We start from the raw sequence: 12,157 nt of genomic DNA, 5'->3' as shown, positions 1-12,157 counted from the left end.
ACCAGGCGGTCATGCGCTCCGCTGCGTCCTGCTGCGCTATCAGCACAACCTCGCTACCGTTCCCGTGGCACGGGCTTTCCGTCCACGGGCCGGCATTCCCGTCACCACTCCCCGCCATCAGGCCAGCTCCGCAAGGGGCTTCCACGAATTGAGGCAGGGTTGTACCCGCCAACTCGCCGGCCATCACCCCCGGTTCCTCTCCTGCACGCGGGCTATGCAGTATCCGAGTTATGGGTAATACATAGCCGCTGAGGGGAGAAGCCGAACGTGATTTCCCTCCTCCTCTTTGATCTAACGTTGAATGATCGGCAGGTGAATGCGGTATGGGCCACCCACCACAATTGGCCCGATAACCCGCACGTTCCCTGCCGCGTCACGCGCTTCGACATACACGCGATGTGTACCAGCTCCTATCAAAGGCACTATAAAACGCCACTGACCGGATTGCAATTCGGCAGCACCATTTGTTACCAAACCATCAGGGCGCTCGACCCGTACTGTGATGGCTGTGACGCCTACCGCATCGTTGTATGTACCCCCAATCAGTACACCATTGCTCAAGAACACTGGAGTCTGCTGCGGTATTGCCTGCAACTGTGTCGGTTGCAACAGGCTATTGCTCAGTGTTGGGGCAATAGTGTCGATCACATAATCGAACTGTTGAGTGCTGCCACGATTACCGGCCTCGTCAATTGGCGTCAGGCGCAAGCGTTGTGTGGATTGGGCTGTTTGCTCGCGGATGGGTAGGGCATAGCTCCAGCCATTTGTTTCGTCTACCGGTACTTCCGTACATTGGAAGCCTCTCCCGTCATTTTGATCAACACACACCTCGACCGCAGCCGCAGATCGCTCATCATTGACCTGCCCATCCAATTGCAGAGTCCCCACTCCTACTGACCCCAGACCCAAACGAGCGATAGTTGCATCGCTCAGGATGAGCTGTGGTGCCTGAGCATCAACAATCAGGTTCAGAGGATCGCTCCAGGTGCTGGTCAATCCGGCTCGATCCGTGGCCCGTGTCCGGATGGTTACCGGCGTATCATGCGCGGGCGTACCCAGATTGACCGGACACTGCCATTCACCATCATCGGGGGTTGTGTCGGTACACGAGACAATGGAGGGCAATGCACTACCAACCGTTACCTCTAGCTCTATCTGTGGCACATCCGACTCGTCCCAGACCAGCCCGTACAACGTTGTTGTTCCCGGCTTGATGTATGAGAGTGGTTCATACACCTCGACATACTCCGGTGGTGTAATATCAACCGGATGATCGATGAAGAACCAGTCCAGGGCAGCATCGAAACCGGTCGTGTCATCGTGGAACGAAATATCTACTGTTGCCCAGTCTTCGTCTTCGCCGGCATCACGGGCGATTTGCCGATCAACCACACCGGTAAAGGTGGCTGTGCCACTCGTCCCAGGGTTAATCGTCCCCAGGTTAATGAACTGCTCGTAGTACGGCACTCCACCTGTGATCAGTGTGCCACCCGGCAACATCAGTGAACCCCAGTTGATGATCCATGCCTGTACATTGGTTGCCGGCGCTTCACCCACATTCTCGTAGTGAATCGTGTAGGTGATCGTCTGGCCTTCAATCAACGGTGGGTGGTAGTTATCTAGTTCCGCTATCTGCTGTCCGTCAACCTGGCTGTTATCATCGAGCAGTTGAGATTGATCGTCAATCAATTCATCAGTGAATATCGAGTAGACGGCCCCAACCGGTTCAACGGTAATGCGGAAGCGTACATCGGCGATCAATTGTCCCTGGCCCGGACAGCTATTTGCACCAAGGTTATCCCAGGCAATAACGTTTGTAAGCGCAACTGTGTTGTCGATACCCTCACCGCTCTGGCTGTTGAGGACTTTTGGACTGGTGAGCGGATTGTTGGCCGGCATCACAGCCCAGGTTCTCAGGCTGTCCTCGTCAGTCGCGTATGCCAGCATCTGTACAGGTGTTGTCGCCGGCGCAGTGATGTTGAGTATCGTAAATGGGATGTAGATTTCGAGCAGTGTCGGATCCATCGGATCGCTCCACACCTGCCAGTTACCACTCACAGATGTCCAGCTTGTGCCGTTCCAGCTCAGCAGGCTCATAGTCGTGCTGTCGTCAATACGTATCAGGTAATTGGGCGAAAAGCCGGTTGGTAAGCGCAAATCAGGCTGGCCACTGCTCATCCCCTGGCTATACGGTGCAGTGGTACCACCAGTTGCGGTGTCGAGGTAGAGGTATAGATCGTTGCTGTTATCCCAGATCGCGCCGTGCCATGCGAGACGGATTGCCCGGTCGCCCCAGGCTGCGTAGAGCCGTTGTATATCGTTGATGGCTGCCAGCTCACTGGCACGTCGTGACAGCGCACTGTTTTGACCGACCAGGCTGCACGCACCATTACGCCACTGGCTGTCGATGGCGCGCTCTGGTTCGTTAGCACCGGTTTGCGAAATGACAGCCGGCGTCAGTGGTGGATCGTAGATGATCGGTCCGAAGGTCTGGACTTGACGGTTTCCGTTCGCATCTTGTTGTACCAGATGAGCGTAGAGGATGGAACCGTCTGTCGGTGTCAGATCATGGCTGCCGGCACCAGCTCCATACCCGGTTAAACCGGCAATGTTCGGTTCGGCGTCGGTATTCCATCCGGCGAAGAAGGTGACTGGTCCGGCACCATCGCTGCCGGCATTCCACTCCATCCGTAGCGATAATCCGGGCGTCACAACCACTGTTCCATCGCTCAGGATATGACCGCCAACGATGCGTAATGTTGCATTCTGCACTGCCGGCGGCACCACATCAACGGTGATTGTCTGTGACGATGCTATGATCTGGCGTCCGGCAGCATCAGTGGCTCGCAATACCATCGTGAAGAGCTGGTTGTCGAGGTTACCGTTGTCGTCAGTAACAGGCAACCACCAGCGTCCACTGACCATCGGGTCGGCATCGGCCTCAATCCAGATGCTGCCATCAAGTGACGCTTGCACACTGGTTATCACGCCGGTATCGGTGACCTGAACAGGTAGCGCCAGCGTATTTGTCAGCGTATTGCCGGTTGTGATGACTGCGCTGGCAAAGCCGATTGCAGTTGGTGCTGCGGTATCCACGAACAGGGTCATCTCTTCGACAAGCAGTTGTCCATTCTGGTCCTCAACCCGGAATTCCAGCTCGTAACGTCCTTCACCCGGTGTCCAGGCCGCCAGACTGAAACTGGCGTTTGGTGTGCCTGACGGCCAGGTCTGATTATGAATTTCACTACCGTCTCGTAAAACGCGCAAGCGCTGTAAGCCGGCGTTAGCACTAACTTCACCCGCCAGTACAATCGGATCGAGCGTCGTTCGTATGTTGCCGGACGGCGAGGTAATAAGGATGTCAATCGGGCGTGTCGATGGTGTGACCGACTGTGGGGTGCCGCTACCATTGCGGCCCAATGTATCGGTAGCAGTGGCGGTAGCGCTGTAGCTGATATGCCCTGCGACAACATAGGTAATATCGCGACCGTTCAGCAGCTTCAGATCACTGCTCTGTCGCCGCCAGGCAGCCGGTTGGTAGAACACCGACAGGTCGCTACGTTCGAGGATAGTCCCGGTTGGTTCTGGACACACGACAGTTGGATAGTTCAGGTTGATGTCGCGAATCTCACAGGTGATTGTCGTGCGGGCCAGCGAACCGCTCCCTTGTTGTGTCACACGCACAGTGACTTGTGGGCCACGAGTATCTACCAGTCCACGCCAGATCAGCTCGCCGTCGCGCACAGTGCGATTGGCAAGCGCATCGCTTGCCCGCATCATCAGCGCATATATCCCGTCGAGATCGTTGGGAACGGTCAAACTCCAGGTGGTATTCGTTGCGCCGGGTGTCGCCAGTGTGACTGCCTGCCAGGTACGGTCTGCGGCGGCGCGTAAATTGTCTACTTCGTCGGCTGCCAGTGCATAGTCGTAGAGATACATCTCGTCTATCCCACCGGTAAAGCCGCCACCAATCCGGGCTGTTGCGGCGGGCAGATGTCCGGCGCTGCAGGGAGTTGATACAATGGTAACTCCTTCACGATACACGTTCAGGGTTGTACCGTCATATGTGGCGGCAAGATGCTGCCATCCGCTACCGGCAGGGGTAAACGATGCCGTGCAGGTTGCACTGCTACCCTGCAACTGCACGCTGTTTGTGGTTAATTCGACATAACCGGGCTGACCGGCCAGTCCACGCTCGTACCATCGACCACTACCGCTAATCCAGGCAGCAACGCTGAAGCCACTGCTCAACGTTCCCATCGTATCGGTGATACTCAGCGTCTGGGTTGCATTCAATATGATACCTTGTTCAACGCGACCACCGGCAAGTTGTGGACAGCCTGCACCGCTACACGTTGCAACCAGTGCAGCATCAGCCGCATTGGCAAAGACCTCGCTGCCGTTCGCCTCTTCAAACAGGAGGCGAACACGTGCGGCGGCCAGCACATCAGCCTGCGCTTGCGGTACCCAGGCTGCTGCCATTGCCTGAACACCACTCGCCACCGAGCCAGTATCAGTGACAACGCCAGACAGTGTGAGCGTGGTGGTGATCATGTCGCCGGGATTGCTATTCATCTGGAACGATGGCGAAGTGGCGTCGAGATGGAGCAGGGTCGGATGGGTCATTGTCGCCAGATTGCCTGCCAGATCAACGGCTCGCAGGGTAATAGTGTACACACCGGTTGGCGGTGTAATCCGGCCATCAACGCCACCACCAGTAGTCAGGCGATAGCTGTGCTGCCAGTTGCCACCACTGGCGGTAATCTCCTGTGGTATGCCGGTTACAGCGTCGCTGCTCGCCGGCAACAATTCGAGCGTGACCGTCGTGCTCCCACTACCCGCACTTGTACCGGCTACTGGATCGGTGAGTGTACCGGTGAATGGGAAGACCCATCCACCGCGGGTGTCGAGACCAGGTCGCACAGGGGAGGCAGAGAAACTGCTGATGGTGATCGCTGGTGACTGTCGATCAACGATGAACGTCACTGGTGTGCTCGCCGCCCCTTGATTGCCGGCAACATCACGCGCTCGCGCTCGTAACGAATGCTGCCCTTCTGCCAGTGCGCTTATATCCAGTGTCGCTGCCCAGGTTGTGCCAGACAGAGTCGTCGCTTGCCAGGCACCACCATCCAGACTGATCTCCACCAGTTCGATTCCATTCGTATCGGTCACGATCCCGCTCACAACTAGGCCACTGTTGACATTGGTTGCCGGTACATAGCTCCCATCCACCAGCGAAACAATCTGGGTCGCTGGCGGAGTGTTATCTACTATCAACCGCAACGGCGTTGGCAACGTGCCGCTATCGAACAATCCATCCGCTTCGCTGACGATCTGCGCCGATAGTGTGCCGATTTGGGTGCCACTGCTGCCACTGAGTCCGGCTGGGGTGGTAACACATGGTTGACCACTGGCACAGGCCAGGCCAACCGTCAGTGTAGTTGGGGCGTCAACCAGCCAGGCGAAGCGTTGCGGACTGCCGAGTAGCCGGCTATTCCCATCTATTGCCTGATATAGCAGGTTAGCGCGATTGGCTACTCGTGTACCAGCAGCAACGATGAAGTGATTGCTGGTAGCAGCAACGGCAGGTCGATATATATTCGCGCCACCATCCGAGAGCAGCAACATCTCCTCAAGTGGGTTACTACCGGTCAGCAGCCGACCGAAGACCGAACCATCGCGCAGATAGGCGATCAGGGTGCGGCCAAAGGCAGGGCTATACGCCAGTGCCGGCCCCGACTCATCGGTGGTTGTAGCCGTCAGTTGGACTGGTGCTGTGTTGCCGGCATCATCAATCCGTACACTCCAGATGTCGCGCTGGCCGGTTGGTCCGCGCTCGTATACAGCGAGATATGCCGTTCCCACGGCAGCCAGTGCAACCGCGCTACCGGCCTGTATCGCATTGTCAAGGGTTAACGACGCACCGGAAAGTGTACCGTCAGCGGCCACCCGTTGCGCACGCAAGATACTGCCATCCAGCCAGGCGATCAGGAAATTGCTACCGTTGCTCGCTACTGCCGGTGCTGAGCCGGTGCCGACGTTGATTGCCGGGGCGACTGTGTTGCCGGCAACGCGCGTGATACGAATTGTGGAACCGTCCTGCCAGGCCACCAGACATGCAGCGGAGAGACAGGCTAACGTCGGGTTCGTTCCTGATCCTACTAGCAAAGGTGTGCCGGGTGTTGCAGGTTGTGTGGGTAGGAATTGCACCTGACCACCACCGGCTGTGACGATGGCGTATGGCGTGGTTGCACCCGGTGTAGCGGCGAGTGCAACAGCACTGACATCGGCGCTGGCTCGTTCAACGAAGGTTGGCTGTGCCCAACGTGCTGTGAAGTCAGCGCCAGGGCTGTACTGGGTGACAGCGTTGAGCACGAATGGCCCTTCTGGGGCGCTGGCCGGAATGGTTAGATTGGTAACAAAGCTCTGGGTCTGGCCCGGCAATAACTCAAAGGATGTGGATGGGAAGCCAGTCTCAGGTGTATTGAGCCAGACTGCTCCACGCAACGGACGGCCCTCTGTGAGGTTGTGTTGCAAGGTAACCGTGTACGTCAGCGATTGACCTGGCTTCACCGTCAGATCACCGTCGTTAATCTGGGGGAAGACCCCAATCGGGGTAACCGGCGCAGAAAGTTCGTTTGTCGTACTGCTCAGGAATGTGCCAGTATCTCCCATACTAAGACTGGCTGGTGCCGATAACAAGCTGGCAATGTCGCTCGCCGACAGCGCACGGGTGAAGATACGGGCCTGAGCCAGGACACCGGTAAATGGCTGCGGGAATGAGCGATTGCCAAGCCGGAATTCGTTATTGTACGGATCGATGTCGGTGATCGAACCACTCCCGTTGTAGGTGTGGATGGGATTGCCATTGATGTAAGTCACGACAACGCCGTGCTGATAGGTCACGGCAACGTGGGTCCAGGTATTCAGGGGGGCAATGTAACCAGTGTTGACCCAGGCCCAGCCCGGATGAGCATTACTAAATGCCCATTGAATAGAACCATCGGGAAAGCGCGCAACTTCGTACTCACCTTCACGATTAACCAGAATACCGCCGCTGTCGGCAGTTGGATACATCCAGACCGCAAATGTCATAGCATCGCTCATTCGGAAGCGCTCATCGGTACCGGCGCTAAGATAATCGTTGCCGTCAAAGCGTACACCGGTACGACCGCCGATGGTGATCCCGGCATCGGGACAGTTGGGGGCAACACAGGTCAGAGTCGTGCGATTGATAGTGTCGTAGAAGACACTGCCACTGACTTCAGTGAGCGGCCACGAGGCCAGTGCTGAATATGCAGTTGTCGGCCCACTCTGGTAGAGCCAGACCGCATCTGCGCTACCGCTCCCACGCGAGTCGACAGCCAGTGGGCTGGTGCGCAACCAGAGACTCTGGCCCTGCACACTGACCCGAAAACCATCTACCTCTTGTTTGTCACTCAAGCCGTCGCCATCAGTGTCGCCACGGGTAGGATCAGTTCCCCACAACCCCTCATCACGGTCGTTCAATCCATCACTGTCGGTGTCGGCGCTGCGAGGATTCAGGCGGATGCCTTCACTGGCCCGCTGGATCTCAAATGCGTCACTCAACCCATCGCCATCAGTATCCCAGGTGGCATCATTTGGATCACTATGGCGGGCAACACCATCTAAATCGCCATCTGATCGGGCGGGGAAGGGAACATTGCCGCCCCAATCCATCCGTACAAATTCGTTGAGTGTTGCCGGAAAAACATCAAACACGATGCTATCGGCCAGGCGCGTGTTATGGCGTTGCACATCGTCATACGCCCCACACCAGAGAAAGATGCAGCGTTTGTAGGGGAGATTGAAAGCCGTATTTAACCAGAGCGAGGTGGCCTGATTGACCCCGGCGGGGAAGCTGAAATCGAGCCAACGGCTATAACTGCCTTCGATGGGTGGCCAGCCGGGCCAGGTGTCCAGTCTCTGTTCACCTGTTGCCAGCGCAACCACACCGGAAACGCGCTGACGGGCTTCCCAATCGTTCCATGGCCGACCAAACCAGCGGTTGCCGATCCGATTGGGATTCCACTCCAGATTCGGGTACACGATGGCGCTGAAGCGGAGTGTACTCCACGCCGTCATCCCGGCTGCTGGATCGAGTAAGCCAAGACTGGTATTGCCAACCGAGGGTTTTACAGTCAAATAGCGTGACTCGTCGACGATAAAGCGTGCTATCTGCTGGAAAAGCCAGGTTGAGAAGGTCGTGGCGCGGCCCAGAATAATTGAGAGGAAAATTGAGAGGACGGCATCAATGATGGTCAGCACTGCTACAATAATCGGGCCAACCTTCGGTACAAAGGCCATTGCGGTTAAAAAGACAATCCATGCCACCTGTAGCACAGTGGTGATAATCAATTGCGCCAGGGCCACGCCGGACAACTGGTTGGCAACCGCCTCGTAAATGGCCAGGCCAACCGTTGCCAGCACCAGTACTCCCCCAACGAAGATGGTGAAGGCGGCTGAGGCAGCAGTGATCTTTTGCAGGCCGAATTTCGCAATCAGGATCAGGTCAATCCCGTTTTTAATGATAGTGGCTACCGAACTGGTCACCTGTTGCACCAGCTCCATCCCACCGGTTTGTAGCCAGCGATTGAGTTCAGGGGACAACGCACCGATCTGCGCAGTAGCCGCCAGCACCAGACCGGCGACCAGCGCACCAATGATCGCTCCTCGAATCGCATCACCGGCTTTTGCTTTAAAACTGGTGACAAATTGAGCCGAGATGGCCCAGGCTGATCCGCCGCCGCGTGCCGCGCTGATCCCCACTGTTTTGATTACCTGCCCCATCTGCTTTAGCACTGCACCGGTCTCCGATCCCTGCGCCGGGCCTAGTGCGTTCAGAGCATGCTTCAACGCACCGCTGCTCTGCGCGGCAAGCGCACTATTGATCTGCGCCATTGATGCATCAGGAGCTGCCAGATCGACCGTCGGTTGTTGCTGTCCGTTGGTAACCGTCGTAACGATACCCTGGATCAAAACGGCCAGGTAGTTGCGCAAGATCGTAAGCTGAGCCGTTTTCAGCTCATCGTCGGTACTGGCCTGCGACTGGTGGCGATCTACGAACCGTTGCACCGTCTGCTCGGCGGAGAGTGCCCGCCAGTCGCCACCGGAAAATTCGTAGCCGGTCAAACTGAGGTGGGCGGTTGTTTGGAGGTGAACGGCGTTGGGGCCTCCATTTGCCAGATTCAGACTAAGCACTGTATCTGACCACGAGGCATTACTCCCCAGACTGTCAAAATTGAGCGCCCGGAAGGTCTCGTTCCGTACATTCAGAATCAGTGGCTGATATTGCGCAGGTATCCAATCAGACAGTACCGAGCGATTCCGGGTTGCCGCATTACGGGCCAGGCTCAGGGTGTCGGGATCGCTGTAGGTGCGCACCCGGAAGATGTCGGGGAGTCCCCAACGCTGCTGATCGGGAACACTGCTATTATTCGGGTGATCAAACCGGTTCGCGATGGCAGCAGGTGAGAGATCGGTACGTCCTCGCAAAAATGTTTGATCAAGGTTATTGATCAACGCAAACAGGCCATCATCACGCGCAACGGCATCGCTCTGAACTGCCGGGTCGGCAACCACCAATGCCCCGGACACACCGTGATCTTCGCGTATCTGCAAGCCGGTCAGTGTCCAGCTTTCACCGGCATAGACATGAATGACACCGGCTTTGTCAAATCCGTCCACATCATTTTTCATCTGGACGGCCCACACCAGGCGTACCCGATGGGCATTCCCCCATGAAGGCACTCCCTGATAGAGCATCCGACCTGAGAATGCCACCCGTTCACCGGTCTGCTGGTCGGTCATCAGGCTCAACGGCACATACGCGACAATCGTACTGGCATCTGCCTGGCGCAGCGTAATTCCCTGCGCACTCAACACTGGTGAGGAGAGGTTGCCATTGCCATTGTTGGTGTATGCTGGCAATGTTGCGAAAGAATTGGCCGGAATACTGATTTCAAGCAGCGGAATGAGCTGGAGATCATCAGTAGTGGCATTCCGATCCTGCACCTGACCGGCCCCGTCATTTGGCCAGTCGAAGCGACTCTGGGTATACCAGAGCTGATTTGCGTCTTGCGGACGAACCTGAAAATCGACTGCAACCAGGGTATTGGCGTACAGATTGTCCAGTTTCAGCCAGAGTGCGCGATTGCTGTTGAACGCTCCCTGACTGCCCGAATGTGTCAGTGGCGAGAGATCGAGGGCATCGGCAACACCATCATTGTCATTATCGCGGTCTAAAGCATCGGGCACCGTGTCGCCGTCAGTGTCGCGTGCTTGTAGCGTATTGCCGTTCCGAATGACTTCCAGACTATCAATAATCCCATCACGACTGCTATCCAGGGCCAGTGGATCGAGGAACCAGTCCCTTCCGCCGTAGGAAAAGCCTCTTGCCTCGGCGAAATCACTCAGACCGTCGCCATCGGTGTCACTCTCAAAACGGCTTGTGCCCAGGAACAGCTCTTGAAAATCGCTCAAACCATCACCATCAGAGTCGCGACTGTCATGCACCAGGCTGGTCGGGGCGATGGGTAAGGCCGGTGCCGCTTGCGCAATCAACGACTCCAACCGCGCTTTGCCATCGTTTGTGTGGTATGGATCGGTACCCAGCATGTGCTCCTGCACGTCACTCAACCCATCGTGGTCATAGTCATGGGTGCTTTGACCACGTGCTTCGCTGAGTAAGACATCAGCCACAACCCGGGCGGCGGCAAACTCTGCCGGCATTTGTGCGTCACGTTCTGATGATGTCTGGGTTGTGGCCTGTATCTGTTGCCACGCAGCACGCCGCTCCGCTTCAGATGCCTGTGTTGCCTGAACACGCTGGGTAGTGAGGAGAGGGCCGCTAACCAATGTCACCATGACAACCATCGAGATCAGGCTGTTGAAACGTAATACAGCACGTCGCTGCATCAACAGCACAATCGCGATTAGAGCAGAAACACATGCGCCTGACCAGATTGCGAACGGCGCCACCATATTCAGCGCATTCAAGATGTTCCAGAGCAAGTGTTGCCAGGTAAACGGTAGACTAACCGGCAGCGGCCCGAATCCGAAAAAGTCCATCGCAATCTGGGCGCGACTGAGCCGTTGGGTACTCCCTGTCGGCAGGGTCAGGTCGATAATCTGACGTGCCGGCAAACCGTTTTCATCGATCCAGACCTCACCGCTACCCCGTAGATTGACATACTCTTCGGCAGGTTTAAGTTCGGCACCAGGTGGTAGCCGGTTAGCACGCACCAAAGCCTCTTGCTGGCGTTCTCGCAAATAGCGTTCGAGCGCCGGGCCATCCAGACGAAAACGATAACGGGTCACCGTTAGGCCATTCACTACGTGCGTACCCAGCGTCTCTACATCGCGCACCGCTGTCAGGTACCCCATCAGATCGCCACCAGGAGCGTAGAGATCGGCCAGTCCAGGATACTCTTCCCATTCACCGCCTGCCTGTCGCACCCAGGTTTGACCATCGGTGAGTCGCATCGTAACGCTGCCTTCACCGTTGGCCACTGTGCCACCCTGCGTCCACAAGCGCAACTCAGTCGTATTAGCCTTCACATCGGTCTGTCCGTCCAGGAACATCTCCTGACGCTCAGGAGCCTGTCCAGCAGTAAGTGGTGAGGGTTGCGGATCGGTGAGCACCGTAACACTGGCGCTAAACTGATACGCACCAGTACTGATGGCGCGTTGCCAGGCTGCCCGTAGGGGATCGGGGGCAACCATCGGCTGAATCCGCACCACGATTAACAGCAGGAAGATACCGGCGAGTACGATGGGTAGGAATGTCCTCAAGAGGCGATGTCGGTACTGCATCGGAATGATTCCTTCCGGACAAACAAAGCTTCAGGCCACGACAAGCACGCGAAGAGTGAAGAGAGTGGTTAGATGTGAGGTGCAAATACGTCACTTACCTGAAGACAGCCTGCGTCGGAGGAATTCATTCCTGAGCAGCAGGTGTAGTGTGGTAAGAAAATGTTCTGCTACTCCTAAAATCTTTCTTTCCGATAGCTCAAAACACACTCGCATGTTTGATTGACCATCATATCATACCCGTGACCACTTGCCAAGGCTTTGTGTCTGACGAATCCGAACAACTCACTAATCAACTCCTATCGGGGAAATTGGGAATGGGGGA

At 56.6% G+C, this 12,157-nt stretch carries 1 protein-coding gene; it reads right to left on the bottom strand.

The annotated features are described in order from the left end of the window. Positions 1–291: 291 nt before the first annotated feature. Positions 292–11,835 (bottom strand): LamG-like jellyroll fold domain-containing protein, encoded by an 11,544-nt coding sequence (locus tag CAUR_RS18395; RefSeq protein ID WP_012259341.1) that lies wholly within the window; start codon positions 11,833–11,835, stop codon positions 292–294. Positions 11,836–12,157 lie beyond the last annotated feature (322 nt).

The organism is Chloroflexus aurantiacus J-10-fl, from assembly GCF_000018865.1.
Classification (GTDB): Bacteria; Chloroflexota; Chloroflexia; order Chloroflexales; family Chloroflexaceae; genus Chloroflexus; species Chloroflexus aurantiacus.
This window is presented reverse-complemented; position numbering and strand designations above follow the sequence as displayed.